A 23,703-nucleotide genomic window follows, 5' to 3' on the forward strand; every position below is an offset into this window, starting at 1 on the left:
GCTCGCTCGCCCGAACGGGAGAGGGAGTCTGTTGCGCCCAGAAACCTACCTGCCCGAGCGTTCCGACACCCCGGCCTGGGCGAAAGTCGCCATGTCACGGTGGCAGGCGAGCGCGCCCTTGAGGAGGCCGAGCGCCAGCCCCGCCCCCGATGCCTCGCCGAGGCGCATGCCGAGGGCGAGGAGCGGCACGAGCCCGAGGCGTTCGAGCACGTCCGCATGGGCGCCTTCCGCCGAGACGTGGCCGGCCAGGCAATGGTCGAGGAGCGCCGGATCGAGGGCGTGGAGGATGGCGGCCGCAGCGGTCGCCACGTAGCCGTCGAGGACCACCGGCACCCGCTGCAGGCGGGCGGCCAGGATCGCGCCGGCGATGGCGGCGATCTCGCGGCCGCCGAGCCGGGCGAGGATTTCCAGCGGATTGTCGAGATGGCCGGCATGGAAGGCGAGCGCCGCCTCCACCGCCGCGACCTTGCGGGCGAGACCCGCCGCATCGACGCCCGTGCCGCGCCCGACCCAATGGGCCGGGTCGCCGCCATAGAGCGCGGCATAGAGCGCCGCCGCGATGGTGGTGTTGCCGATGCCCATCTCGCCCAGCGCGACGCAATCGGTCCCAGCGGCCACCGCCTCCATCCCGAAGGCCATGGTGGCCACGCACGCTTTCTCGTCGAAGGCCGGACCGGAGCAGATGTCGCCGGTGGGCAGGTCGATGGCGAGATCGAACACCTTGAAGCCGAGACCGTAGGCGGCGCAGATCTGGTTGATCGCCCCGCCGCCGGCGGCAAAATTGTCGAGCATCTGGCGGTTCACCGCATCCGGAAACGCCGAGACCCCGCGGGCGGTGACCCCGTGGCTGCCGGCAAAGACGCAGACGAGGGGCCGGTCCAGCGTCGGCTGGCCCTTGCCCTGCCAGGCGGCGAGCCAGCTCACGAGGTGCTCGAGGCGGCCGAGCGAACCCGCCGGTTTCGTCAGGGCGGCGTCGCGCTCGGCCACCATGGCGACGGCGTCCCGGTCCGGTCCCGGCAGGGACGCGATCAGGCGGCGGATGTCGTCGAACGGGCGGTCTCCGGCGGCGCTGGCTCCGGCGGCACTGTCTCCGTTGGGGCTGGTGTCGGTCATCGCGCGAAATCCGTGGGCGGCCCCGCGCCGGGATGGCGGGCCGCTCGCTGCGGGAGCTATAACGGGAGCGGCGATGGTGGTGAAGGCGGAGCTGTCCATGGAGCGCGATGGGCGCCGCGATCCCGAGCCGGCCTTCCCCGGCGCGGGCCTCGCCTACGATCTGGCGGCCTGCCTGCGCTTCTATTCGCGCCTGCCGGTGCCGGCGCTGCCCGGCGAGGGCGATCCGCATGCCGTGCCGGACTTCCGCGCCGTGCCGCGGATGCTGCCGTTGGCTGGGCTGATTCTCGCCGTGCCGGGGGCCCTGGTGCTGCTCGTCGCCTGGGGCCTCGGGCTCGGCCCCTTCCTGGCCGCCACCCTCGCCATCGCCATCGGCGTCGCGATCACCGGCGCCCTACACGAGGACGGCCTCGCCGACGTCGCCGACGGGTTCGGCGGCGGCACCACGCCCGAGCGACGCCTGGAGATCATGCGCGACAGCCGGATCGGCGCCTATGGCGGCGTCGCCCTGGTGCTGTCGCTGGCGCTCCGCATCGGCGCCTTCGCCACCCTGCTCGACCGCACCGGGGCGGACGCCGCCCTGGCGCTGATCCTCGCCGCGATCCTGTCGCGCACCGCGGCCCTGGCGCCGATGGTCCTGCTGGCACCGGCCCGGCCCGGCGGCGCCGGTGCCGCCGTCGGCCGGCCGGAGCGTCCGGCGCTGCTGGTCGCCACCGGCCTCGCCGTCCTCCTCGCCCTGGTCTGCGTCGCCGCCGGCCTGCCATTCGGCGGGGCCGCGCTGATGCTCGGCATGGCCACCGCTGCCGCCCTGGCGATGACGGCGCTCGCCCGTGCCAGCATCGGCGGCCAGACCGGCGACGTGATCGGCGCCTGCCAGCAGGTAGCGGAGATCGCCGCCCTGCTCGGACTCGTCGCGGCGATTCCCGCCTGACGGCGTCGGCCGATCGGACTTGGTTGATCGATCGGACTTGATCGAAGCGGTTCCGCCCTGGCATGGACCGGCGCATGAGTCTGCTTGCCCCGAAACCGTCGAGCCCCTGCACCAAGGTCTGCGTCCTCGATGCCGTCACCGGCCTATGCGAGGGCTGCGGCCGCACGCGCGACGAGATCGCCCTGTGGGGCTCGATGCCGGAATCCCTGCGTCAGGCCGTGATGGGCACGCTCCAGGACCGCCTGCGCGCCGCCTATCCGGACCGGACACGGCCGTGATCGTCGTCGCCCTCCTGTTCCTGGCGGGTGTGCTCGCGGTGCTGCTGCTCTCGGGCGGAACCCAGCCGATCGCCGGGCTGGAGCCCGACCAGTTCGCGCAGTTGGCCATGAGCGCGAGCCTGCTCGCCCTGATCGCGGCTGGGTTCTGGCACCAGTTCCGCGGACGGATCGGCGAAAACCTGAAGGCCCTGGCGGTCTGGGGTACGCTCCGGGGCGGCTTTGGTCGCGGGCTACGCCTTTCGCAACGAGGCCCGCGAGGTCGGGGCCCGCATGATGGGCGCGATCGTACCGGGCAGCGCCGTCACCGGTGCCGACGGCACCGTGGCGATCACGCGCCGGGCCGGCGGCGATTTCGCCGTGCGCGCCACGGTGAACGGGCGCGCCCTGGGGTTCCAGTTCGATACCGGAGCGAGCGCGGTGGTGCTCACCGCCGAGGACGCCGCCGCCCTCGGTATCCGGCCGGCGGAGACGGAATTCGGCGTCCGGGTCGCCACCGCCAATGGCTCGACCCTGGCCGCGCCGATCCTGCTCGACACGCTGCAGGTCGGCAGCATCGTCGAGCGTCGCGTGCCCGCCCTGGTGAGTCGGCCCGGGGCGCTGCGCGAAAACCTGCTCGGAATGAGCTTCCTCGACCGCCTCGCGAGTTTCGAGGTCCGCGGCGACCGGCTGACCTTACGCGGACGCTGAGCCAGGCTTCAGGCGGCGCGGCTCTCGACGGTCGGCATCTCGCGCGAGACCAGGGCGACCGCCTCGCGCAGGGTGTGCACGCCGGCCTCCTCCCGGAGGGCGAAGGTCGAGAGGTGGCGCCGGTAGGCGCGGGCGCCGGGCCGGCCGTTGAACAAACCGAGCATGTGCCGGGTCACCGCGTGGAGGCGCACGCCGTCCTGCAGGAATCCCGCGAGAACGGGCTCGAACGCCTCCAACGCCGCGAACGGATCGGCAACGGCGGCCGCCTCGCCGAACAGCCGCGCATCGACGTCGATGAGGAGGGCCGGATCGCTGTAGGCGGCCCGGCCGATCATCACCCCGTCGACATGGGCGAGCTGGGCCTCGGCCTCCGCGAGGGTGCCGATTCCGCCGTTGATCGCGATGGGCAGGTCGGGATGCGCGGATTTGAGCTGCGCCACCCGCGCGTAATCGAGGGGTGGCACGTCGCGGTTCTCCTTGGGCGACAGGCCCTGGAGCCAGGCCTTGCGCGCATGCACCACGAGGCCGTCGACACCCGCGGCGATGACCGCTCCGGCGAGCGCATCGAGGGCGATCTCGGTGTCCTGGTCGTCGACGCCGATGCGGCACTTCACCGTGACGGGCACGCGAACGGCCGCCTTTATCGCCGCGACGCAGTCGGCGACCACGGCCGGCTCACGCATCAGGCAGGCGCCGAAGCGGCCGTCCTGCACCCGGTCGGACGGGCAGCCGACATTGAGGTTGACCTCGTCGTAGCCGTAGCCCTCGGCGATCCGCGCGGCCTCGGCCAGGTCGGCCGGGTTCGACCCACCGAGCTGCACCGCCACGGGATGCTCCCTCGCATCGAACCCGAGCAGCCGCTCGCGCGGGCCATGGATGACCGCCCCGGTGGTGACCATCTCGGTATAGAGCCGCGCGCGGCGCGACAGGGTGCGGTGGAACGCCCGGCAATACCGATCGGTCCAATCCATCATCGGTGCGACCGACAGGGTCCACCCGCTGAGATCGCTGGATTTCTGAACCTCTGCGGCCACTTCGTTCTCCGTCCCGTCCTGTACCGATCTCCGCCCTCAGCCCGAGAGCTTCTCCATCAGCGCGTCCGACAGGGCGAAGTTGACGAAGACGTTCTGGACGTCGTCCTGGTCCTCGATGACCTCGACGAGGCGCAGCAGCTTCTCGCCGGTCTCATCGTCGACCTCGATGGTGTCGCGGGCCTTCCAGAGGAGGCCGGTGCGGCGCGGATCGCCGAAGCGTGCCTCCAGCGCCTTCGAAACCTCGCCATAGGCCTCCTGGGCGCAGGTGACCTCGTGGCCGTCGGCATCCGAGCGGACGTCGTCGGCGCCGGCCTCGATGGCGGCCTCCAGCATGGTGTCGGCATCCGCCACCTCGGACGCGAAGGCGATGATGCCGACATGGTCGAACATGAAGGCCACGGCCCCGGTCTCGGCGAGGTTCCCGCCGGCCTTGGTGAAGGCCGAGCGCACGTCCGAGGCGGTGCGGTTGCGGTTGTCGGTCTGCGCCTCGACGATGAGCGCGGCGCCGCCGGGGCCGTAGCCCTCGTAGCGGATCTCGTCGTAGCTCTCGGCATCGGCGCCCGACGCCTTCTTGACGGCGCGCTCGATGTTGTCCTTGGGCACGTTCTCGGCGCGGGCCGCGATGATGGCGGCGCGCAGGCGCGCATTCATCGCCGGGTCGGGCAGCCCGAGCTTGGCCGCCACCGTGATCTCGCGGGCGAGCTTGCCGAACAGCTTCGAGCGGACCGCGTCGACGCGGCCCTTGCGGTGCATGATGTTCTTGAACTGGGAATGGCCGGCCATGGCGTGACCTTGAGACGAGACCGCGACGCGAGAAGCCGGCGGCCAGGGGGGCTCGTCCACGGCGCCGGCAGGATGGGGGTTGCCGGCTTATAGGCCGGCGGCGCGCGCGATGACAACGGACAGGAGCGGGCCTGAGGTGGAGAGTGGCCCCCGGCGGGACCGTTCCGGCCCGCGCCGCGTTTCCCTTCGCGACGTCCCGTCTCCCAACCGATGCAGTGGTCCCATGACCGACCGATCCATCGCTCCCCATGCGGGCCTGCCGTACCGGCGGCGGTCGTCCGCCGAACCAGTGGCTGGTCCGCGCTGGCTCAGGCTCGGCCTCGCAGCGGTTCTCGGAACGGTGGCCGGCACGATGCTGTTTTCCACCCGCGCCGAGGGCGAGGCGGCCGCGGATCGGCGCCCGCGCCGTTAGGTCTGGCCGCGGGTCGCTGTGGTGTGCCAGTCGCGCAGGGCCGCCAGGGTGACGACACCGCCGGGCCAGACATGGCCCGACAGGTGCCCGTGCGGGGCGCCCGGCTCGCCGAGATCGGACACCGCCGAGAACGCGCCCTCCAGCCGGTGACTCTCGGTGTAGAGGCTGCGGGTGGCGAGCACCGGCAGCCCGGCATCGAGCGCCGAGCGGATGCCGGCCACGGAATCCTCGAATGCGATGGCCTCGGACGGGGCAACCCCGAGGCGCGCCAGGGCGAGGTCGAACACGTCCGGCGCCGGCTTCTTCCGCGCGGCCTCGTCGCCCGACGCGATCACGTCGAAGGGCGCGTCGCCCTTGGGAAAGTTCACCGCGATCAACCGGTCGACATTGGGCCGGCTCGTGGTGGTGGCCACCGCGAGCGTGAGCCCCGCCGCACGCGCCTCGGCGATGAGGCGGCCGATGCCGGGACGCAGGCTGAGTCTGCCGCTCTCCACGAGTTCGCCGTAGAGCCGGGTCTTGCGGTCGTGGATCTCCACCATGCGGGGGCGCAGGGCGGCGGCCTCCTCGGCGTGGAAGGTCTCGATGTAATGGGCGAGGCGCTCCTTGCCGCCCATCACGCGCAGCAGGTCCGAGTAGAAGGCCGGGGTCCAGATCCACGGCAGGCCGAGATCGGCGAAGGCCCCGTTGAAGGCCTGCCGGTGCAGGTCCTCGGTCTCGGCCAGCGTCCCGTCGACGTCGAAGATCAGCGCCTTCAGCATGACACCGCGCCGCCGGCTCCGGACCCCATCGCCCCGTGTTGGATCGCGCCTTGCCGGATCGCCGCGATGCGCTCGGCGTAGCCGGCCGGACCGCCCTTGAACACGGCGTTGCCGGCCACGAAGGCGTTGGCGCCGGCGCGGGCCGCGAGCCCCACCGTCTCGGTGGTGATGCCGCCATCGACCTCGATGTCGATGCCCCGGCCCTTCGTCAGAGTGGCGATGCGGGCGATGGTCTCGAGGGTCGAGGGGATGAAGCTCTGCCCGCCGAAGCCCGGATTCACCGTCATCACCAGCACGAGGTCGACCATGTCGAGCAGCGGCTCGATGGCGCTGGCCGGCGTGCCGGGGTTGAGCGCGATGCCGGCCCGCTTGCCGAGGGAGCGGATGGTCTGGAGCGAGCGATGGATGTGCGGCCCGGCCTCGACATGGACCGAGATCGTGTCGGCGCCGGCCTCGGCGAAGGCGGCCAGATATGCATCGGCCGGCGCGATCATCAGGTGGACGTCGAAGTGCTTGGCGGTGTGCGGCCGCAGCGCCTTCACCACGGCGGGGCCGAAGGTGATGTTGGGCACGAAATGCCCGTCCATCACGTCGAGATGGATCCAGTCGGCCCCCGCCTCGGAGACGGCGCGGACCTCTTCGCCCAACGCCGCGAAATCCGCCGAGAGGATCGAGGGCGAGATGATCGGGCCGGTCATGGTGAAGTCCTTGAGGGAAGCGGTCGCGGCGATGGCCCGGCGCTCACGCCATCCGGCGCTTGCGTTCGACGAGTTGCATGATGATCGGCGTCAGGATGAGCTGCATTGCGAGATCGAGCTTGCCGCCGGGGATCACGATGGAATTGGCCCGGCTCATGAACGAGCCCTGGATCATCGAGATCAGGTAGGAGAAGTCGATGCCCTTGGGGTCCTTGAACCGGATCACCACCATCGATTCGTCCGCCGTCGGAATCCAGCGCGAGATGAACGGGTTCGAGGTGTCCACCGTCGGCACCCGCTGGAAGTTGATGTCGGTCCAGGTGAATTGCGGGCAGATGGTCTGCACGTAGTCGGGCATCCGGCGCAGGATCACGTCGGTGACGGCCTCGGTGGAATAGCCACGATACGAGCGGTCCCGGTGCAGCTTCTGGATCCATTCGAGGTTGATCACCGGCACGACGCCGATCTTGAGATCGGCGTAGCGGGCCATGTCGACGCTGTCGTCGACGACGCAGCCGTGCAGGCCCTCGTAGAACAGCAGGTCGGACCCGGGCGGAAAATCCTCCCACGGGGTGAAGGTGCCCGGCCGGGTGCCGAAGCGCTCGGCCTCGGCGGCGTCGTGGACGTAGTGCCGGGTCCGCCCGCCGCCCGACTCGCCATAGGTGCGGAACACCTCCTCCAGCTCGGTGAGCAGGTTGGCGCGCGGCGCGAAGTGGCTCAGAGTCGGCTCGGCCGCCATCGCCTTGCGCATGGCGATGCGATCGAGCGCGTGAAAGGCGTCGCCCTCGATATAGACCGCGCTCACATCCTCCCGGCGAAAGATCTGCTCGAAGGTGTTGCGGACGGAGGTCGTCCCGGCGCCCGAGGAGCCGGTGACCGAGATGATGGGATGACGCGCCGACATGTGCTGTGACCGACCGGCTCCAGTCCGCTTTTCCCGAGAGCGTCCTGCCGGATACGGTATCCGGCCCGAGGCTCTCATGTCCTGTTTCGACGCCGCCTCGTCTCGAGAGGCGGCGTCGGCTTTCCGGGGCGAGGCTCTAGCCGCGCATCAGGCCGCGCTGGCCGAACAGCGGCGAACGGCCGGCGGCGGCGTTGCGGCCGCCATAATACTTGGCGACGCAGGCCACGTCGTCCATCGAGCCGAAGATCAGCGGCACGCGCTCGTGAATGCCGGTGGCACCGATATCGAGAATGCGGCGTTCGCCGTCGATGGCGCCGGCTCCCGCCTGCTCCATCAGCATGGCGATGGGGGCGGCCTCGTAGAGCAGGCGCAAGCGACCTTGGGCGTAGCCCTTGCGGTTGTCGCCCGGATACAGGAACACGCCGCCGCGCAGGAGCACGCGCTGGGCATCGGCCACCAGCGAGCCGAGCCAGCGCATGTTGAAGTCCTTGTCCAAAGGACCTTCCGCGCCGCGTAGGCAATCCTCGATGAACGCCTTCACGGGGGTGTCCCAGTGGCGGGCGTTCGAGGCGTTGATGGCGTATTCCTTGGCCGCCGCGACCACCTCGATACGCGGATGGGTGAGGCGGAAGCTGCGCTGCTCCCGGTCGAGGGTGTAGATCTGGGTGCCGTCCCCCAGCGTCAGGACGAAGGAGGTCGCCGGGCCATAGGTGACGAAGCCGGCGGCGAGTTGGAGCGTACCCGGACCGGTGAACGAGCCGAGCGGGTTCTCCGGGCTCGACGCGGTCGGGCGGATACCGAAGATCGTGCCCACCGCCATGTTGACGCCGATGTTCGACGAGCCGTCGAGGGGATCGATCGCCACGGCCAGCGGCGCGCCGGCATTGAGCAGCATCACGCCCTCGGCCTCCTCCGAGGCCACCTCGGCGACGGGAGCGCCGCGCAGGGCCTCGGTGAAGCGCTCGTGCGCCAGCACGTCGAGGAATTTCTGGACGTCGCCGTCGCTGTTCTGCTCGCCCTGCGCCGCGAGATCGCCGGCCAGGGCCCCGCGCCCGATCACCTCGCTCACCGCGATGGCGGCGGCGGCGCAGGCCGCGATCACCTTGGCGACGTCCGCCAGCGTACCGTCGGCGGCCACCGCCTGCGCGAGGCACGCATCGAGGCTCGACCCGATCTCCAGAGACGCGCTCGACATGGATGTCCGTCCTTCTGCTTCAACCCCGGCCGAACCGGGCTCGGCCTGTCCCGGTACCGGGCGACACCCCGGAATTCTGCGTGCCGCAAACCTTCAGGCTCATTGGCACGATACGGCCCCGTTGGGCCAGTGTCCCGAGGCGCGCCGGCATCCCGGCAAAAGAATTCTGAAAAAACTTGCGGGCACTTCCAAAAAAACTAAAAAAGCCGGATGCGCAACCTCTCCTTGAAGCAACTCCAGGCCGTCGCCGCCGTCGCCCGCCTGGGCACCATGACGCGCGCGGCCCAGGAGCTCAACGTCACCTCGGCGGCCCTCTATGCCCGCATCCGCCAGTTGGAGGAGGAGGCCGGGCTGCTGTTGTTCGACCGGACCCCCACCGGCCTGAAACCCACGGATGCGGGACGCGAAATGCTGTGGGCGATCGACAGCATCAACACCGTGCTGGAGACCTGCGCCGATCGCCTCGAAATCCTCAAGGGCGGCAGCGGCGGCCGGGTGGCGATGGGCGTGGTCTCCACGGCCAAGTACTTCGCCCCCGGAATCATTTCGGGCTTCCTCGCGGGGCATCCGGCGGTGGAGATCAACCTCGCGGTGGGCAACCGGAGCCACATGGTCGAGACCTTGCGCAACTACGAGATCGATTTCGCCATCATGGGCCGGCCCCCGCGCGATTTCGCCATCGAGGCCGAGCTGTTCGGGCCGCATCCGATCGTGCTCATCGCAGCCCCCAGCCACCCCTTCGCCGGGCGCAGCGGCCTGACGCGGGCGGATCTCGCCCAGGAATCCTTCCTGGTGCGCGAGGAGGGCTCGGGCACCCGCACGGTGTTCGAGGAATTCATGAACGGCATCATGATCAAGCGGGCCCGGCTCGGGATCGATGCCGGCTCGAACGAAACCATCAAGCAGGCGGTGATGGCGGGCCTCGGCATCGCGCTCATCTCGGCCCACACCGTGGCGGCCGAACTCGCAAGCGCCCGCCTCGTCCTGCTCGACGTCCAGGGCCTGCCGATCCGGCGCGACTGGTACGCGGTGCGCCGGGCCGACAAGGTGCTCGGGCCGGCAGCGGCGGCGTTCTGGGACTACGTTGTCAAGGATGGCGGCCGCTGGCTGCCCCAATCCGCCCTGGCCCCTTGCGTGTCGCCGGTCACGGCGGAGTTCGAGGCATGAGCCCGACAGGCGGTGTTTCCCACGGCGTGAGCCCGCAGGGCGGTACTATCGAGACTGTCAGCCCGGCGGGCGAAAGTGCCGGAATCGTCATCGTCGGTGCCGGGCAGGCGGGGTTCCAGGTCGCGGCGTCGTTGCGCGAGGCGGGATTTTCGCAGGCCATCACCCTCGTCGGTGACGAGGCGGAACTGCCCTATCAGCGCCCGCCCCTGTCGAAGGCGTACCTGACCGGCAAGACCGATGCGGCGGGCCTCGCCCTCCGCCCGGCGAGCTATCTCGCCGAGCATCGTCTCGTCCACCGGACCTCGTCGCGCGCCACGGCCATCGACCGGGCGGCGAAGCGCCTCCATCTCGCCGGCGGCGAAACCCTGGCCTACGACCACCTCGTTCTCGCCACCGGCGCGCGCAACCGGGCGCTGCCGGTGCCGGGGGCGGACCTGCCCGGGGTCTACCAGCTCCGCTCGCTCGCCGACGCGGACGCGCTCAAGGCCGCGCTCGGCACGGCCAGCCGCGTGGCCATCGTCGGCGCGGGCTTCATCGGGCTCGAATTCGCCGGCATCTGCGCGGCGGCGGGCCGCGACGTCACGGTGATCGAGGCGGCCGACCGGCCGATGGCGCGCGCGGTCTCACCCGAGGTCGCGGCCTTCTTCTCCGAGGCCCATCGCCAAGCCGGCGTGCGCTTCGTCTTCGGCAGCGGCGTTTCGGCCATCGAGAACGGGGCGGGGCGCGCAGGGGCGGTCTGGCTCGGCGACGGCACCCGCCTCGCCGCCGATCTCGTCCTCGTCGGCATCGGCGTGGTGCCGAACCAGGACTTGGCGGCCGAGGCCGGCCTCGCGGTCGGGGACGGGATTCTTACCGACGCGTTCCTGCGCACCGACGATCCGGCGATCTCGGCGCTCGGCGATGCCGCGCGGGTGCCGAGCCGCTTTGCCGGCGGCGCACCCACCCGCATCGAATCGGTGCAGAACGCGGTGGATCAGGCCCGTTGCCTCGCCGCGCGGCTGATGGGGCATCCGGCGGCCTACGACGCGGTCCCATGGTTCTGGAGCGACCAGGGCCGGCACAAGCTTCAGATCGCCGGCCTGACGGTGCCGGACGATGCGCGGGTGGTCCGGCCCACGGAATCCGGGCTCTCGGTCTTCCGCTTTCGCGACGGACACCTTAGCGGCGTCGAGACCGTGGACAGGCCGGGCGACCACATGGCCTCCCGCCGTATCCTCGCGCTGGGGCTGCCCCTGCGCCCGGAGGAGGCTGCCGATCCGGGCTACGATCTCAAGGCCCTGGCGACCGGACGGGCATGACGACACGGCGCGCAGGCGGCGTTACCGGCGCACCGCCCCGTACCGGCCACAGCACAGCGGCGTTTACCCCCTATTCGGCATGATCCCGAAGAGGTACGCGGCCGTATTGGCGTTTTTACCTCTCCGCCCCGAGAGTGATCGCACAGGGTCGAGCGGGAGCTTCAGGACGATGGCGGCGGGAGCGCAGACGGCGAAGATCGCAGTGGGAAGCCCTGAGGACGCGGTGCGGCTGGCCTGGGTCGACGTCGCCAAGGGCCTCTGCATCATCCTCGTGGTCATGATGCACTCCACCCTCGGGACCGGCATCGCCATGGAGGGGGAGGGCTTCCTCCACACCGTCGTCACCTTCGCGCGGCCGTTCCGCATCCCGGACTTCTTCCTGCTGTCCGGCCTGTTCCTCGGCCGGGTGATCGATCGGGACTGGCGCCTGTTCGCCGACCGGCGCGTGGTGCACTTCGTCTACTTCTACGTCCTCTGGGTTCTGATCCAGTCGGCCTCCAAATACGGGCAGATCGTCGACGGTGCGGGACCCGGCGCCTTCGTGGCGCACCTCGCCGAGGCCGTCATCGAGCCCTATTCGACCCTGTGGTTCATCTATCTGCTGGCGGTCTTCTCGGTGACGACCAAGCTTCTGCGCCGGGTGCCGGCGTTCTGGCTGCTGGCGGGAGCGGCGGTCCTGCAGATCCTGCCGATCCACACCGGCGCCGAACTGGTGGACGAGTTCTGCGACCGCTACGTCTGGTTCCTCGTCGGCTACCTCTTCGCCGAGCGGATCTTCGGCTTCGCCGGACTGGTCCAGCGCCACGCCCGCACCGCCCTGATCGGCCTCGCCCTCTGGGCCGTGATCGAGGCGGTAATGGTGTTCACGCCGACCGGCATCGCCGCGATCCCGACGCCGTCGCACATCCCGGTGCTGAGCTTGATCCTTAGCGGCGCCGGCGCGCTCGCCATCGTGGCCATCGGCGCCCTCTTGTCCCGGGCCGGTGGACCGGTGACGGCGGCTCTGCGCGCCTGCGGCCAGCGCTCCATCGTGATCTATCTCGGGTTCTTCCTGCCGATGGCCCTCACCCGCACCCTCATCGTGAAGAGCGGGGCGATCACCGATATCGGCGTGGCGAGCCTGATCGTGACGATCGTGGCGATCCTCGTGCCGCTCGCTTTCGAGCGGATGATCCGCCACACCCCCCTCGCCTTCCTGTTCAAGCGGCCGAAGGCGTTCCACATCGTGCCCGAGCGCACGGCCCCGGCCGGCGGCACGTTCAAGGCCGCCTGACCCGTTCGCGCGGAGTGGTGTTAGGGAGGGCCGGCGCGTCACCGCGTTCGCCCGAGGTCCGTCGATGAAGCCAACGCCCGAGAGTCCCGTCGCCACCAGCGTCATGCCCTCGCCCAACCACGGCGAGCGCAAGGGCGGGCCGCCCGACCTGCTGATCCTGCATTACACCGGCATGGACAGCGCCGCCGCGGCGCTCCAGCGTCTCGCCAACCCGGTGGCCGAAGTGTCGGCCCATTACGTGGTGCTGGAGGATGGCCGGGTGGTCCAGATGGTGCCGGAAGGGCGGCGCGCCTGGCATGCCGGGGCCGCGACCTGGGCGGGGATCGGCGACGTCAATTCCCGTTCGCTCGGGGTCGAGATCGTCAATGCCGGCCATGCCGGCGGCCTGCCGCCGTATCCCGACGCCCAGATCGCCGCGGTGATCGCCCTCGGCCGCGATCTCGTGGCGCGCTGGGGCATCGTCCCCCACCGGGTGCTCGCCCATTCCGACATCGCGCCGGAGCGCAAGGAAGACCCCGGCGAACGCTTCCCGTGGGATCGGCTCGCCCGCGAAGGCCTCGGCCACCACGTCGCGCCGGCCCCGATCCGAGATGGGCGGTTCTTCGCGGAGGGCGATGCCGGCCAGCCGATCGAGGCGCTGCAGGCGATGTTCACGCTCTACGGCTACGACCTGCCGGTGACCGGCCGCTTCGACGCCCGGATGCGCGCGGTGGTCACCGCGTTCCAGCGGCATTTCCGGCAGGCTCGCGTCGACGGCATCGCCGATGCCTCTACCATCACCACCTTGCGCGACCTGATCGCGGCGATACCGGGACGCTGACGGAGATGACGATCATGACCCTTCCTCGGTCCCGGACGATCCGCGCCGTTCCAGTCCTGCTCGCGCTCCTGGTGTCATCGCGCGCACCTGCTGCAGAGGGTGAGTGCGCGGAGACCATGGACCTCGCGACCCCGGTTACCCTCGGCCGCGTGGTCGGCGCGCAGCGCGTGCCCTTCCTGAAATCCGCAGAGCAGGCCAAGGGCTGCCCCTCGCGCGATGCCGCATGCCGGGACGCCGCCTATCTGGTCGAGGGCAACACCGTCGTGGTGGCCGGGACGCTCCGCGACTTTGCCTGCGTGACGTATGTCGGCGCCAAGGGGGCGACACGGACGGGATGGATCGCGAGCGACGCCCTTGCGGACGTTCCGGCGGAACCACCGACCCTCGAGGCCTGGGTCGGGACATGGTCCGCGGGGCCCGAGCAGGACATCACGATCCTGCGCAAGGGCGACACACTCCAGGTCTCCGGCGAGGCCACCTACGGCGCGCGTGATCCCGCACGGGTGGCCCGCGGAGCCGTGAATTCGGGCTCGTTCTCCGCGACGGTGCGGCCAAACGGGGCGAGCCTCGGCTTCACCGACGACGCCGACGCGACCAAACCCTATGCGGCCGGCGATGACACCACCTGCCGGGTCCGGATGCAGGTTCTGCCGCCGCTCCTGGTTGCGGAGAGCAACGCGGCCTGCGGCGGCATGAACGTGACCTTCACCGGATTCTACCGGCGCAAGGGCTGAGCGTCCGCCGGCACCGCCTCGGCGGAGACGCCGCGGGTCCGCCACAGGCTGTAGGCGATGCCGCCGGCCAGCAGCACCACGGTGACGGCGAGCGACACCCACGGCGGGACGTGGATGAGGTCGAACGTGTCGGCGACCACGATCTTCGTGCCGATGAAGATCAGGATGAAGGCCAGCGCTGTCTTGAGATAAGCGAAGCGATCCACCATCGCGGCGAGGGCGAAGTACAGGGCGCGCAGACCGAGAATCGCGAAAATGTTGGAGGTGTAGACCACGAAGGTGTCGGTGGTGATCGCGAAGATGGCCGGCACGCTGTCGACGGCGAAGATCACGTCGGCGCCGTTCACCAGGATGAGCGCCAGGGCCAGCGGGGTCAGCCAAAGGGCCGTCTTACCGGTCTTCGGATCGGTTTTGCGCACCATGAAGTGCTGGCCGTGCAGCTCGGGGGTGATGCGCAGCGCCTTCTGGAGAAAGCGGACCGCTGCGTTCTCGCGGATGTCGCCCGGCTCCTCGTCCTTGGAGAGCAGCATCTTGAGACCGGCGAAGATCAGGAAGGCGGCAAAGATCGACAGCACCCAGGCGGCCTGGTGCACCAGGGCGGCGCCGAGGCCGATCATCAGCCCGCGCAGCAGCACCGCGGCGAGGATGCCCCAGACCAGCACCCGGTGCTGGGCCGCGCGCGGAATGCCGAGCGCCGTGAGGATGACCGCGATGACGAAGACGTTGTCCATCGACAGCGACTTCTCGACCACCAAGCCGGCCACGTATTCCTGTCCGGCCTGCGGCCCGAGATACCACCAGACCCAGCCGCCGAAGATCATGCCCAGGGTGAAATAGAAGGCGGTGAGGAGGAGACTCTCCTTCACGCCGATCTCGTGGTCCTTGTCCCGGTGCAGCAATCCGAGATCGAAGGCGAGCAGCCCGGCGACGAGGGCGTGGAACCCGAGCCACATCCACACGGGCTTGCCGAGCCACTCGTGATACAGAAAGTCGACCATGGCGCTGGACCGTCGATGCTTCTTGAAAATGAGAAAGCATCGGCTCCGACATCACGGAATGCATCACGCAGCATCCCGCCAGAGGGGCCCGCAGCCGATGGCCCGGACTTGGGGGGTGGCGCAGGGCGAATCAAGTGCGGGGTTCCGGTGCGGGGTTCCGGTGCTTGACAGGTGGCACCTTCCGACGGCCTCCCAGCGGGCATGACGAGTTGCAACGACGATGGCCCCGCGGTGATCGGCGGCGGCCCTGCCGGGCTCGCGGCCGCGGAGAGACTGGCCGAGGCCGGCCATGCCGTGACGCTCTACGACCGGATGCCGAGCGTTGGCCGCAAGTTCCTGATCGCCGGGCGCGGCGGCCTCAACCTGACCCATTCGGAGCCGCTGCCCGCCTTCCTCGGGCGCTACTATCCCGAGGGCGGCCCGCTCGACGCGGCGATCCGGGCGTTTCCCCCCGACGCCCTGCGCGACTGGTGCGCCGGGCTCGGCCAGCCCACCTTCGTCGGCTCGAGCGGGCGGGTGTTTCCGGAGAGCTTCAAGGCCTCGCCGCTGCTCCGGGCCTGGCTGGCCCGCCTCGACGGGCTCGGGCTCCGCATCCGCACCCGCCACCGTTTCGTCGGCTGGTCGCAGGCCGGCGGCCCGACCTTCGAGACCCCCGATGGCCCGGTCGAGACGCGGCATCGCGGCGTGCTGCTGGCGCTCGGCGGGGCGAGCTGGCCGCGGCTCGGCTCGGACGGGGCCTGGGTGCCGATCCTGCACGGCGAGGGGATAGCCGTGACGCCGCTACGACCCGCCAATGGCGGGTTCACGGCAGCGTGGTCGCCGCTGTTTTCCGAACGCTTCGCCGGTACGCCGCTCAAGCGGATCGCCGTGGCGATCGACGGGCACAGCGTCCGCGGCGAGGCGATGATCACCGCCGACGGGATCGAAGGCGGCGCGATCTACGCCCTGTCGCGTCACATCCGGACGGCGATCGAGACCGGTGCCGGGGCCACCCTCACCCTCGACCTGCGCCCCGACCTGACGGAGGCCGCGCTCGTTCGGGCCCTGAGCCATCCGAAGCCCGGCCAGTCCCTCGCCAACCACCTGCGCAAGGGCGCCGGACTCGAACCGGTGGCGGCCGGCCTGCTGCGCGAGGCCAGGCATCCGCTACCTGTCGCGGCGGACGCGCTCGCCGCGCTGATCAAGGCCGTGCCGGTGCGCCTCGACGCGGCGCGCCCGATCGCGCGGGCGATTTCCACGGCGGGCGGAGTCGCGTTCGCGGCGCTCGACGCCCGCTCGATGCTGAAAGCCCGGCCCGGCACCTTCGTGGCCGGAGAGATGCTCGATTGGGAGGCGCCGACCGGCGGTTATCTGCTCCAGGGCGCCTTCGCCTCGGGCCGGGCGGCGGCGGCGGGCCTGCTCGCCTGGATGGCCGAGGACGCGCGATAGGCTCGGAAACTGAAAAGGGCTCCCTCTCCCGATGGAAGAGGAAGCCCCGTGATCCGTCTCGCCGGGCGGTCCTGCGACCGCCCGTGAAGAAACCTCAGCGGCAGTACACGTCGCCGTAGGCGTCGCGGTAGGTGCCGTAGGGGCAGCGCGGGGCGGTGGACGCACCGATGATGGCGCCGCCGGCGCCGCCGATGGCCGCACCCGCGAGGGCGCCGCCGGCCCGGCCAGTCGCCGCTCCGCCGATGGCCGCACCGGCCAGGGCACCGAGGCCGGCGCCGCCGAGGGCGCGGTCTTCGGGGGTGTTGCAGGCGCCGAGCGAAAGCGCGAGCGCGCCGGCGAGGGTGGCGGCAATGAGCTTCTTCATGGTTGCGAGACTCCCTTGTGCGTCGTGTGGCCCGGCGTTCCGCCGTGGTGGTCGTGCAGGATCGAGCTTAGCTATTCCGATCGAGGAATGCACCTCACACGGCTAAGGTTCCGGCGGCGCTTTCCGTTCGCGTCGAAAATTGTCTAGTGGTGCACGCACGCCATCGGATCGCACGGCCTCAGCCGCGATCCACCAGACGCTCGTCGAGGACTTCATGCTGCGCGCCACCACCATCGTCCGCAAAGCCGCCATCCGTGCCGATGCGGTCGTCGACAGCGTCACCCTCGACCATGCCGCCCGGCAGGCGCTTCCCGAGACCTTGACGGGGGACGGCGGCCTGAGCTTCGCACCCGCCCTCGACAAGGCGGCGTCCCTGGAGGACGGCGATGCGCTGCGCCTCGAGGATGGCCGCCTCGTCGCCGTCCGCGCGGCGGGAGAGGCCCTGCTGGAAGTACGCGCCGGTAACCCGGCCCGGCTCCTGCGTCTCGCCTGGCAGCTCGGCGGCAGCCACGTCCCGGCCGAGATCGGCGCCGACGTGCTGTACGTGCCCCGGAGCGCAGCCGAACTCGTGCGCGGCCAGGGCTGCAGCGCCAGCCCGGTGACCCGGGCGTTCAAGCCGGAGCGCGCGGCGCATGACCACAGCCAGTGCGGCCACGACCATCACGATCATGGCGCCCACAGCCACGATCACGCGGATCACGATCACGGTCATCAGGCCCAGGAACATGGCCATGACCACGGGCATGATCACGGGCATGAACAGGGGCATGAACACGCGACGTCCGCGCATGCCCCGCACGTGCACGGACCGGACTGCAAGCACGATCATTGAGCGGGAAGGACGCGAGCGCACGGCTTTTCGGACAGCCCGAACTGCCGACACGTCACTGGGTGGCTGGAGCTTCCGCGGTTCACGCCACCGAGCCGGCCGGTCCCGACGTTGTGCGCCCTGCGTTGGCATAACTCGTCGTTCACGATATGTCCTTAGCGCTCAAGGCCCACGTCCCGCGCATCGGATCGACGACGACAATGAGCGACACCGTCCGTATCCTCGGCATCGATCCGGGCCTGCGCCGCACCGGCTGGGGGCTGATCGCGGTGGTCGGGACCAAACTGTCCTATGTCGATTGCGGCGTGGTGACTTCGGATGGGGATCTGCCGCTGGCCCTGCGGCTGCGTGAGCTCCACGAGGGCATCACCCGCGTGGTGCACGGCTTCTCACCGGACGAGGTCGCGGTGGAGGAGACCTTCGTCAACAAGGATGCGCAGGCGACGCTGAAGCTCGGACATGCGCGGGCCATCGCCCTGCTGGTTCCGGCGCTGGCCGGGCTGCCGGTTTCGGAATACGCGGCCAACCTCGTGAAGAAGACCGTGTGCGGCTCCGGCCATGCCGAGAAGGCACAGATTCAGGCGATGGTGAAGTTCCTGATGCCGACCGCGACGTTCAAGACCGCGGATGCCGCCGACGCCCTCGCCATCGCCGTCACCCACGCCAACCATCGCGGCGCCCACGCCCTGCGGCGCCTGCATGCCCCGGTGCCGGGTACCAGTGCGCTGGCCGCGGCCCGCATCGCGGCGGCGCTGGCCAAGGCCTAGACCGGGCCGGTGGCCGGCGCGGACACCGGTGATCCGCGTGGGCCGCATGGGCTTCCGGGAGGTCAGGATCTGCATCTCATCAGATGCAGACAATTTTTCCTAACTCGCGTTCACGATCGAAAGATTCCCGGTCCTACAAAGTCGTGTTGCGGAACGGCATGGGAACGACGATGGAGCGGCGCGCTACAGGACGCTACAAGGTCATCCTTCCGGCCCTGTGCTGGGGCCGCGGGCGGGGCGATTTCTACGCAGTGACCGACAACGTCTCGTCCGAGGGCATTCGCTTCCGCTCCGCCACTGCGCCCTCGGTCGACGAGGAATTGACCTGCAACATCCGGCATATCGGAAACCTCGAAGGCCGCGTGATCCAGTCCGCCGATCGGACCTTCGTGATCCGCGTCGTGGCCAAGAAACACGTCATCGACGACGTCGCCCGGGAATTGCTGCTGCTGTCGGAGCAACAGGTGCCGCTCGTCACCCGCGTGCATCCGCGCATCACGCCCGACGCCACGGAGGTCGAGGTCGCCCTGTTCGACGGGCGCATACTGCCGGGCAAGCTCCTCAACGTCTCGGCCTCCGGCGCCGCGTTCACGGTGGATGCGCCCCTGGAGATCGGGACGCCGATCGTGATCGGCCGCACGCCGGCACGGATCGCGCGCCGGTTCGAGACCGGACTCGGGGCGATCTTCATGACGCCGTTCGACCCGAGCGTGATCGACGCCCGCATCCGGTTGTGATGCAGGCGGGTCCGGACCCGCCTCAGGGAGCGGCCTTGAACTCGCCCTCCAGACGCAGGGAGACCTCGTCGCCCACGAGCGGCAGATAGGCGTTGATCCCGAAATCGGAGCGCTTGATCACGGCGCGCCCGTCGAACCCCACGGTGTAGCGCTTGTCGACCGGGTGGAGCCCGGCCTGGTTGAAGGTGGCATCGAACGAGACCGGCTTCTCGACACCCTTGAGGGTCAGGAGCCCGTTGATCCGGGCCGTGGTCGGGCTCGTCGGCTCCACCGAGGTGCTGACGAAGGCGGCACTGGGAAATTTCGCCGCGTCGAAGAAATCCGGGCTCTTGAGCTGCGCGTCGAGGGCCGGATTGAGACCGGTGATGCTGGCCACACCCAGGGTCACGCGGATGCGGCTCTGGGCCGGCGCCTTCGGGTCGAGATCGGCCTGCGCCGCCACGTCGGTGATCTGGCCGTAATAGGTCGAGTAGCCGAGGTGATTCACCGACCAGGTGATCTTGCCGTGGGCGGCATCGAGAACGTAGGCCCCGGGGCGAACCTGGTTCGGGTCGGTGGTCGGGCCGGCATCCTGCGCATGGACGGGCGCGAAGCCGAGCAGCGTCGCAGCCAGAACGGTGCTAGGGCGCAAGGCGGCTCGGGTGATGACGGGTCTACGCTTCATGACGCCCCTCGGCTCTCGGCGCGCCCGGCCGGGCGGCCGGACGCATCCCTCCTGATAAGAGACTTCTGATGATCGGCAAGCTGAAGGGCGTGGTGGATTCCTACGGAGAGGACTTCGTGATCCTCGACGTGCAGGGGGTCGGCTATGTGGTGCATTGCTCTGCCCGCACCCTCCAGCGCCTGCCGGCCATCGGCGAGGCCGCGAGTCTGGCCATCGAGACACATGTCCGCGAGGACATGATCCGGCTCTACGGTTTCCGCTCCGACCCGGAGCGCGAGTGGTTCCGCCTGCTCCAGACCGTGCAGGGCGTCGGCTCCAAGGTCGCGCTCGGTTTGCTCTCGGTGCTGGAGCCCGACGCCCTCGCCACCGCCATCGCCATGGGCGACAAGATCTCGGTGGCCCGCGCGCCCGGCGTCGGCCCGCGGCTCGCCGCCCGGCTCGTGGCCGAACTCAAGGACAAGGCGCCGGCCTTCGCTCCGCTCGACCCGTCCGTCATCGCCCTCAACGGTGCGGTTCAGGACCGCTCGGCACCCCAGCCGGTGGCGGATGCGGTCTCGGCCCTGGTCAATCTCGGCTACGCCCCGGTCCAGGCCTCGGCCGCCATTGCGGCGGCACTGGCGAGCGCACCGGAGGGCGCCGAGGCCAAGACCCTGATCCGATTGGGCTTGCGCGAACTCGCCCGCTGATCCCCCACGTGCCGATGCTTCGTGCGCGAGGCAATTGCGCACTTGACGCGCGCCGCGGCCGTTGCCAGATTTGCCCCGAGACGCTAAGGTCCTGATAACAAAGCAGTTTCTAATAATTCCAATGTAGCGTCCAACGCAGTGGCCGGGTTGGTGTTTTCAGCACGAACCCGTTCCACCGCCCCGATTTCGACGAAGCGGCCGGGTCGAGTCCCGCCCGGTAGCTTCAGCCCCGCGGCACGATGCACAGCGTGAGTCACGGTCCCGCATGATCGTCTGTTCCTGCAACGTCCTGTCCGACAACGCCGTGCGTGCGTGTCTCCATCGCGGTCCGGATTGTCCGCGGACGCCGGCCCAGGTCCATGCCTGCCTCGGCTGCAGCCCGAAATGCGGGCGCTGCGCGCGCACCATCCGCTCGATCATGGAGAATGCGCTTCAGGGGGCCCTGGAAGAGGCCGGCCATGCGTGCTCGGCGACTTGCGCGAGCAGCTGTAGTTTGGTCAAGGTCCAACCTGCGGAGGAAGGGATCGCCGCCTGAGCACCTGTCCGAGGTGCAACGCTCCCTTCCGGCAACGGTCAGCGTCAAGGGAGATTGGGCGGATGAAGGGTGATGCGAAGGTCGTCGAGTACCTCAACCGGGGACTGCGCAGCGAACTGACGGCGGTGAGCCAGTACTGGCTCCATTTCCGCATGCTCAACGATTGGGGATACATCGAGCTCGCCAAGTTCTGGCGCAAGGAATCGATCGAGGAGATGAACCACGCGGATCGCTTCGTCGACCGAATTCTGTTCCTCGACGGCTTCCCCAACTTGCAGGAACTCGATCCGCTGCGGATCGGCCAGAACATTCAAGAGATCATCGACTGCGATCTCGCCGCCGAGACCGAGGCGCGGGCGCTCTATCTCGAAGCCGCGCAGTATTGTGATTCGATCAACGACCGGGTGTCGAAGAGCCTGTTCGAGGCGCTGGCCGCCGACGAGGAGGGTCATATCGACTTCCTCGAGACCCAGTTGAACCTGATCCAGCAGATCGGCCTGCCCCTCTACGCGCAGAAGCATATCGGCGGCCTGGAAGCGATCGCGCCGGAAGCCGACTGACCTGACAGCGTCCCGCGGCGTGCCGATCGCCGCGGGTTTTTCAGGGTGTGATGACCCGCTGATCAATTGCCCGCAGGGTCAGAGTGGCCTGTAGTGCGAATCAGTCCAGAGTAGCGTCGAGCACGCGAAATCCGCTCCGGATGCCGTCGATCCGACCCTCATCCGAACGACGCGACGCGGCCACCGATCGACTGCCAGCGCGCACTGCACGGTGTGTGTGCGAAAAACTCCTCGAAATCGTCGAAGGCCATCGTCTCGAAGCCAGCGGGGGCGTCGCCCATCCTGAACTCCCGCGGCGGCCTGATGCCACCGGCGGGAATGTAGCGCGATCGGTGCCGTTGTGCGACATCGGGCGCGAGCCCCCCCCTTTTCGCCGGAGCAGGCCCCGCGCCGGGTCCCCACCGAGAGCCCGCTTGAGCAAGCCCCCCTCCCCGAAACCCGTTCCGATCCCGGCCTCGATCCTGACCCCCGAGCGGCGGCAAGACGACCTGGAGACCTCGATCCGCCCGTTGAGTCTGTCCGAGTTCATCGGGCAGCGGGCGGCGCGGGCCAACATGAGCATCTTCATCGAATCGGCGCGGAAGACCGGTTCGGCGCTCGACCACGTTCTGTTCGTCGGGCCGCCGGGGCTCGGCAAGACCACGCTGGCGCAGATCGTGGCCCGCGAACTCGGGGTGAACTTCCGCTCGACCTCCGGCCCGGTCATCGCCAAGGCGGGCGATCTCGCTGCCCAGCTCACGAATCTCGAGGAGCGCGACGTGCTCTTCATCGATGAGATCCACCGGCTCAATCCGGCGGTGGAGGAAATCCTCTATCCGGCGATGGAGGATTACCAGCTCGACCTGATCATCGGCGAGGGGCCGGCGGCGCGCTCGGTGAAGATCGAGCTGCCGAAATTCACCCTCGTCGGTGCCACCACCCGCGCGGGCCTGCTCACCACACCGCTGCGCGACCGGTTCGGCATCCCGATCCGGCTCGAATTCTACGATGTCGACGAACTCGAACTCATCGTCAGCCGCGGCGCCAGGGTGCTCGGCCTCGGCATGTCGGCGGAGGGCGCCAACGAGATCGCCAAGCGCGCGCGCGGCACCCCGCGCATCGCCGGGCGGCTGCTGCGCCGGGTGCGCGACTTCGCCATCGTCGCCGATGCGCCGACCGTGACGCGGGCGATCGCCGACCGGGCGTTGGCGCTGCTCGACGTGGATCCGGCCGGCCTCGACGTCATGGACCGCAAATACCTGACGATGATCGCCAAATCCTTCAACGGCGGCCCCGTCGGCATCGAGACCATCGCCGCCGCCCTGTCCGAGCCGCGCGACGCCATCGAGGACATCATCGAGCCGTTCCTGATCCAGAAGGGCTTCGTCCAGCGCACCCCGCGCGGACGCATGCTCACGCCTCATGCCTTCCGCCACATGGGCTTCGCGGAGCCCCGCCGCGAGCCGGGCTCGCAGTTCGGATTGTTCGGCGGAGGCGATCCGGATGCGTGACGCCGAGTGGCGTCTCCGGTCATCGGCCCATGCGTTTCAGGGGGCCGTCGACGCGACAGCACAGTCCGTCAGTCTCTGCCGTCGCCGCTCGATCTCGTTGGTCTCTTGCGAGCCTTCGGTCACTTCCAACGTTGGGTGCCATCTTCGGTAAGGAGAGGGACCTCGGTGCGCCCGGGCCCACCGAGGTCATCGACCGGAATTCCCATGACACCTGGGTAGCCACCGCTCGATCGCGAGCGAGCGATGGTCAGGATCTGGGATAAGCGGCGTCCATCGGCCTAATATCTTGAAGTTTCCACGTGGTGATTCCCTCCGAGCGCCGAATCTGCGCATGTCTGCCACCCGGCATCCGCGAGTCGCGGCGGTGAAAGCGATGACGAGCATTATCAGCGGTCATCATCTGACAGGTGGATGTGCTTGCGGCGCGCAGTTTGTCAGGAAATTTCCACCCGATCGATTTGAAATCGAGCATACGAAATGTGGATAATGACATCCGACCGGGAAAAATGGTAATTGCTCAGGTCCTTGGGCGTGGTGGTTGGACGTGGGCTGCGGGACGGAGG

At 69.5% G+C, this 23,703-nt stretch carries 28 protein-coding genes; 17 read left to right on the forward strand and 11 right to left on the reverse strand.

Annotated features, from left to right (window positions below; translation table 11 throughout):
- Positions 1-45 precede the first annotated feature (45 nt).
- Complete coding sequence (cobT, locus tag G3T14_RS15065; RefSeq protein WP_163643358.1) at positions 46-1,113, reverse strand: nicotinate-nucleotide--dimethylbenzimidazole phosphoribosyltransferase; 1,068 nt, start codon at positions 1,111-1,113, stop codon at positions 46-48.
- Between the two features lie 97 nt (positions 1,114-1,210).
- Here cobT and cobS point away from each other — a divergent pair, with 97 nt between their 5' ends.
- The 3 genes from cobS to G3T14_RS15080 all read left to right on the forward strand — a co-directional run bounded on the left by cobS (position 1,211) and on the right by G3T14_RS15080 (position 3,006).
- Complete coding sequence (cobS, locus tag G3T14_RS15070; protein WP_163643384.1) at positions 1,211-2,041, forward strand: adenosylcobinamide-GDP ribazoletransferase; 831 nt, start codon at positions 1,211-1,213, stop codon at positions 2,039-2,041.
- A gap of 74 nt (positions 2,042-2,115) precedes the next feature.
- Positions 2,116-2,319: a DUF1289 domain-containing protein gene (locus tag G3T14_RS15075; RefSeq protein ID WP_163643359.1), complete on the forward strand. Its 204-nt coding sequence runs from the start codon at positions 2,116-2,118 to the stop codon at positions 2,317-2,319.
- 270 nt (positions 2,320-2,589) lie between these two features.
- A complete protein-coding gene (locus G3T14_RS15080) occupies positions 2,590-3,006 on the forward strand; it encodes a TIGR02281 family clan AA aspartic protease (protein ID WP_246733357.1) in 417 nt (138 codons plus the stop codon).
- Between the two features lie 8 nt (positions 3,007-3,014).
- Here G3T14_RS15080 and dusA read toward each other — a convergent pair whose 3' ends face one another.
- Both dusA and G3T14_RS15090 read right to left on the reverse strand, forming a co-directional pair.
- A complete protein-coding gene (gene dusA, locus G3T14_RS15085) occupies positions 3,015-4,040 on the reverse strand; it encodes a tRNA dihydrouridine(20/20a) synthase DusA (protein WP_163643360.1) in 1,026 nt (341 codons plus the stop codon).
- A gap of 36 nt (positions 4,041-4,076) precedes the next feature.
- Complete coding sequence (locus G3T14_RS15090) at positions 4,077-4,823, reverse strand: YebC/PmpR family DNA-binding transcriptional regulator (protein WP_163643361.1); 747 nt, start codon at positions 4,821-4,823, stop codon at positions 4,077-4,079.
- A 223-nt stretch (positions 4,824-5,046) separates the two neighbouring features.
- Between G3T14_RS15090 and G3T14_RS24735 the strand changes: the two genes are divergently transcribed.
- A complete protein-coding gene (locus G3T14_RS24735; RefSeq protein ID WP_204262876.1) occupies positions 5,047-5,235 on the forward strand; it encodes a hypothetical protein in 189 nt (62 codons plus the stop codon).
- On the opposite strand, the gene G3T14_RS15100 is transcribed toward G3T14_RS24735, so the two are convergent.
- The 4 genes from G3T14_RS15100 to G3T14_RS15115 all read right to left on the reverse strand — a co-directional run bounded on the left by G3T14_RS15100 (position 5,232) and on the right by G3T14_RS15115 (position 8,790).
- Positions 5,232-5,993 carry an HAD-IA family hydrolase gene (locus tag G3T14_RS15100; RefSeq protein WP_163643362.1) on the reverse strand — a complete coding sequence of 254 codons (762 nt, stop codon included), beginning with the start codon at positions 5,991-5,993 and terminating at the stop codon, positions 5,232-5,234. The two genes, G3T14_RS24735 and G3T14_RS15100, sit on opposite strands and share 4 nt — an antisense overlap.
- Positions 5,987-6,691: a ribulose-phosphate 3-epimerase gene (gene rpe / locus G3T14_RS15105; protein ID WP_163643363.1), complete on the reverse strand. Its 705-nt coding sequence runs from the start codon at positions 6,689-6,691 to the stop codon at positions 5,987-5,989. The genes G3T14_RS15100 and rpe overlap by 7 nt, the downstream gene beginning before the upstream one ends.
- Positions 6,692-6,734: 43 nt before the next feature.
- Positions 6,735-7,595 (reverse strand): phosphoribulokinase, encoded by an 861-nt coding sequence (locus G3T14_RS15110; RefSeq protein ID WP_163643364.1) that lies wholly within the window; start codon positions 7,593-7,595, stop codon positions 6,735-6,737.
- Positions 7,596-7,731: 136 nt separating this feature from the next.
- Positions 7,732-8,790, reverse strand: coding sequence for a class 1 fructose-bisphosphatase (locus G3T14_RS15115; RefSeq protein WP_163643365.1), 1,059 nt, complete (start codon positions 8,788-8,790; stop codon positions 7,732-7,734).
- Positions 8,791-9,000: 210 nt separating this feature from the next.
- Between G3T14_RS15115 and G3T14_RS15120 the strand changes: the two genes are divergently transcribed.
- The 5 genes from G3T14_RS15120 to G3T14_RS15140 all read left to right on the forward strand — a co-directional run bounded on the left by G3T14_RS15120 (position 9,001) and on the right by G3T14_RS15140 (position 14,082).
- The gene (locus G3T14_RS15120; protein WP_163643366.1) at positions 9,001-9,957 is read left to right on the forward strand and encodes a LysR family transcriptional regulator; all 957 of its coding nucleotides are present in this window, start codon (positions 9,001-9,003) and stop codon (positions 9,955-9,957) included.
- A complete protein-coding gene (locus tag G3T14_RS15125) occupies positions 9,954-11,255 on the forward strand; it encodes an FAD-dependent oxidoreductase (protein WP_163643367.1) in 1,302 nt (433 codons plus the stop codon). Before G3T14_RS15120 ends, G3T14_RS15125 begins: the two co-directional genes overlap by 4 nt.
- A 169-nt stretch (positions 11,256-11,424) precedes the next feature.
- On the forward strand, positions 11,425-12,528 hold the full coding sequence (locus G3T14_RS15130) for an acyltransferase family protein (RefSeq protein ID WP_163643368.1): 1,104 nt from the start codon (positions 11,425-11,427) through the stop codon (positions 12,526-12,528).
- Positions 12,529-12,592: 64 nt separating this feature from the next.
- Entirely contained in the window at positions 12,593-13,348 is a 756-nt protein-coding gene (locus G3T14_RS15135) for an N-acetylmuramoyl-L-alanine amidase (protein ID WP_163643369.1), read from the forward strand.
- 14 nt (positions 13,349-13,362) lie between these two features.
- A complete protein-coding gene (locus G3T14_RS15140) occupies positions 13,363-14,082 on the forward strand; it encodes a hypothetical protein (RefSeq protein ID WP_163643370.1) in 720 nt (239 codons plus the stop codon).
- Here the strand turns inward: G3T14_RS15140 and G3T14_RS15145 are convergent.
- Positions 14,064-15,080 (reverse strand): TerC family protein, encoded by a 1,017-nt coding sequence (locus tag G3T14_RS15145; protein WP_163643371.1) that lies wholly within the window; start codon positions 15,078-15,080, stop codon positions 14,064-14,066. The genes G3T14_RS15140 and G3T14_RS15145 overlap by 19 nt on opposite strands.
- A 201-nt stretch (positions 15,081-15,281) precedes the next feature.
- On the opposite strand from G3T14_RS15145, the gene G3T14_RS15150 reads away from it, so the two are divergent.
- Positions 15,282-16,508: a TIGR03862 family flavoprotein gene (locus tag G3T14_RS15150; RefSeq protein WP_163643372.1), complete on the forward strand. Its 1,227-nt coding sequence runs from the start codon at positions 15,282-15,284 to the stop codon at positions 16,506-16,508.
- A 94-nt stretch (positions 16,509-16,602) separates the two neighbouring features.
- Here G3T14_RS15150 and G3T14_RS15155 read toward each other — a convergent pair whose 3' ends face one another.
- A complete protein-coding gene (locus G3T14_RS15155; RefSeq protein WP_163643373.1) occupies positions 16,603-16,872 on the reverse strand; it encodes a hypothetical protein in 270 nt (89 codons plus the stop codon).
- Positions 16,873-17,086: 214 nt separating this feature from the next.
- Between G3T14_RS15155 and G3T14_RS15160 the strand changes: the two genes are divergently transcribed.
- The 3 genes from G3T14_RS15160 to G3T14_RS15170 all read left to right on the forward strand — a co-directional run bounded on the left by G3T14_RS15160 (position 17,087) and on the right by G3T14_RS15170 (position 19,205).
- On the forward strand, positions 17,087-17,704 hold the full coding sequence (locus G3T14_RS15160; RefSeq protein ID WP_163643374.1) for an urease accessory protein UreE: 618 nt from the start codon (positions 17,087-17,089) through the stop codon (positions 17,702-17,704).
- 197 nt (positions 17,705-17,901) lie between these two features.
- Positions 17,902-18,468: a crossover junction endodeoxyribonuclease RuvC gene (gene ruvC / locus G3T14_RS15165; RefSeq protein ID WP_163643375.1), complete on the forward strand. Its 567-nt coding sequence runs from the start codon at positions 17,902-17,904 to the stop codon at positions 18,466-18,468.
- A 158-nt stretch (positions 18,469-18,626) separates the two neighbouring features.
- Positions 18,627-19,205, forward strand: a complete 579-nt coding sequence (locus tag G3T14_RS15170) for a PilZ domain-containing protein (RefSeq protein ID WP_246733358.1) — start codon at positions 18,627-18,629, stop codon at positions 19,203-19,205.
- Between the two features lie 22 nt (positions 19,206-19,227).
- On the opposite strand, the gene G3T14_RS15175 is transcribed toward G3T14_RS15170, so the two are convergent.
- On the reverse strand, positions 19,228-19,836 hold the full coding sequence (locus tag G3T14_RS15175) for a YceI family protein (RefSeq protein WP_246733361.1): 609 nt from the start codon (positions 19,834-19,836) through the stop codon (positions 19,228-19,230).
- Between the two features lie 101 nt (positions 19,837-19,937).
- Here G3T14_RS15175 and ruvA point away from each other — a divergent pair, with 101 nt between their 5' ends.
- From ruvA to bfr, 3 genes are all read left to right on the forward strand, one after another.
- A complete protein-coding gene (gene ruvA, locus G3T14_RS15180; RefSeq protein ID WP_163643377.1) occupies positions 19,938-20,555 on the forward strand; it encodes a Holliday junction branch migration protein RuvA in 618 nt (205 codons plus the stop codon).
- A 265-nt stretch (positions 20,556-20,820) separates the two neighbouring features.
- Positions 20,821-21,090, forward strand: coding sequence for a (2Fe-2S)-binding protein (locus G3T14_RS15185; RefSeq protein WP_163643378.1), 270 nt, complete (start codon positions 20,821-20,823; stop codon positions 21,088-21,090).
- Between the two features lie 62 nt (positions 21,091-21,152).
- The gene (gene bfr / locus G3T14_RS15190) at positions 21,153-21,650 is read left to right on the forward strand and encodes a bacterioferritin (protein ID WP_163643379.1); all 498 of its coding nucleotides are present in this window, start codon (positions 21,153-21,155) and stop codon (positions 21,648-21,650) included.
- A 158-nt stretch (positions 21,651-21,808) separates the two neighbouring features.
- On the opposite strand, the gene G3T14_RS25425 is transcribed toward bfr, so the two are convergent.
- A complete protein-coding gene (locus G3T14_RS25425) occupies positions 21,809-21,931 on the reverse strand; it encodes a hypothetical protein (RefSeq protein ID WP_281409817.1) in 123 nt (40 codons plus the stop codon).
- A 132-nt stretch (positions 21,932-22,063) separates the two neighbouring features.
- Here G3T14_RS25425 and ruvB point away from each other — a divergent pair, with 132 nt between their 5' ends.
- Positions 22,064-23,140, forward strand: coding sequence for a Holliday junction branch migration DNA helicase RuvB (gene ruvB / locus G3T14_RS15195; RefSeq protein WP_204262877.1), 1,077 nt, complete (start codon positions 22,064-22,066; stop codon positions 23,138-23,140).
- Positions 23,141-23,703: the final 563 nt, after the last annotated feature.

Source organism: Methylobacterium sp. BTF04, from assembly GCF_010692745.1.
In the GTDB taxonomy this organism is placed as follows: Bacteria; Pseudomonadota; Alphaproteobacteria; order Rhizobiales; family Beijerinckiaceae; genus Methylobacterium.

Bases quoted from the DNA above. Each gene is read 5' to 3' on its own strand.
- cobT (WP_163643358.1), bottom strand. From the start codon at position 1,113: ATGACCGACACCAGCCCCAACGGAGACAGTGCCGCCGGAGCCAGCGCC.
- cobS (WP_163643384.1), top strand. From the start codon at position 1,211: ATGGAGCGCGATGGGCGCCGCGATCCCGAGCCGGCCTTCCCCGGCGCG.
- G3T14_RS15075 (WP_163643359.1), top strand. From the start codon at position 2,116: ATGAGTCTGCTTGCCCCGAAACCGTCGAGCCCCTGCACCAAGGTCTGC.
- G3T14_RS15080 (WP_246733357.1), top strand. From the start codon at position 2,590: ATGATGGGCGCGATCGTACCGGGCAGCGCCGTCACCGGTGCCGACGGC.
- G3T14_RS15090 (WP_163643361.1), bottom strand. From the start codon at position 4,823: ATGGCCGGCCATTCCCAGTTCAAGAACATCATGCACCGCAAGGGCCGC.
- G3T14_RS24735 (WP_204262876.1), top strand. From the start codon at position 5,047: ATGACCGACCGATCCATCGCTCCCCATGCGGGCCTGCCGTACCGGCGG.
- G3T14_RS15100 (WP_163643362.1), bottom strand. From the start codon at position 5,993: ATGCTGAAGGCGCTGATCTTCGACGTCGACGGGACGCTGGCCGAGACC.
- rpe (WP_163643363.1), bottom strand. From the start codon at position 6,691: ATGACCGGCCCGATCATCTCGCCCTCGATCCTCTCGGCGGATTTCGCG.
- G3T14_RS15110 (WP_163643364.1), bottom strand. From the start codon at position 7,595: ATGTCGGCGCGTCATCCCATCATCTCGGTCACCGGCTCCTCGGGCGCC.
- G3T14_RS15115 (WP_163643365.1), bottom strand. From the start codon at position 8,790: ATGTCGAGCGCGTCTCTGGAGATCGGGTCGAGCCTCGATGCGTGCCTC.
- G3T14_RS15120 (WP_163643366.1), top strand. From the start codon at position 9,001: ATGCGCAACCTCTCCTTGAAGCAACTCCAGGCCGTCGCCGCCGTCGCC.
- G3T14_RS15125 (WP_163643367.1), top strand. From the start codon at position 9,954: ATGAGCCCGACAGGCGGTGTTTCCCACGGCGTGAGCCCGCAGGGCGGT.
- G3T14_RS15130 (WP_163643368.1), top strand. From the start codon at position 11,425: ATGGCGGCGGGAGCGCAGACGGCGAAGATCGCAGTGGGAAGCCCTGAG.
- G3T14_RS15135 (WP_163643369.1), top strand. From the start codon at position 12,593: ATGAAGCCAACGCCCGAGAGTCCCGTCGCCACCAGCGTCATGCCCTCG.
- G3T14_RS15140 (WP_163643370.1), top strand. From the start codon at position 13,363: ATGACCCTTCCTCGGTCCCGGACGATCCGCGCCGTTCCAGTCCTGCTC.
- G3T14_RS15145 (WP_163643371.1), bottom strand. From the start codon at position 15,080: ATGGTCGACTTTCTGTATCACGAGTGGCTCGGCAAGCCCGTGTGGATG.
- G3T14_RS15150 (WP_163643372.1), top strand. From the start codon at position 15,282: ATGACGAGTTGCAACGACGATGGCCCCGCGGTGATCGGCGGCGGCCCT.
- G3T14_RS15155 (WP_163643373.1), bottom strand. From the start codon at position 16,872: ATGAAGAAGCTCATTGCCGCCACCCTCGCCGGCGCGCTCGCGCTTTCG.
- G3T14_RS15160 (WP_163643374.1), top strand. From the start codon at position 17,087: ATGCTGCGCGCCACCACCATCGTCCGCAAAGCCGCCATCCGTGCCGAT.
- ruvC (WP_163643375.1), top strand. From the start codon at position 17,902: ATGAGCGACACCGTCCGTATCCTCGGCATCGATCCGGGCCTGCGCCGC.
- G3T14_RS15170 (WP_246733358.1), top strand. From the start codon at position 18,627: ATGGGAACGACGATGGAGCGGCGCGCTACAGGACGCTACAAGGTCATC.
- ruvA (WP_163643377.1), top strand. From the start codon at position 19,938: ATGATCGGCAAGCTGAAGGGCGTGGTGGATTCCTACGGAGAGGACTTC.
- G3T14_RS15185 (WP_163643378.1), top strand. From the start codon at position 20,821: ATGATCGTCTGTTCCTGCAACGTCCTGTCCGACAACGCCGTGCGTGCG.
- bfr (WP_163643379.1), top strand. From the start codon at position 21,153: ATGAAGGGTGATGCGAAGGTCGTCGAGTACCTCAACCGGGGACTGCGC.
- G3T14_RS25425 (WP_281409817.1), bottom strand. From the start codon at position 21,931: ATGGGCGACGCCCCCGCTGGCTTCGAGACGATGGCCTTCGACGATTTC.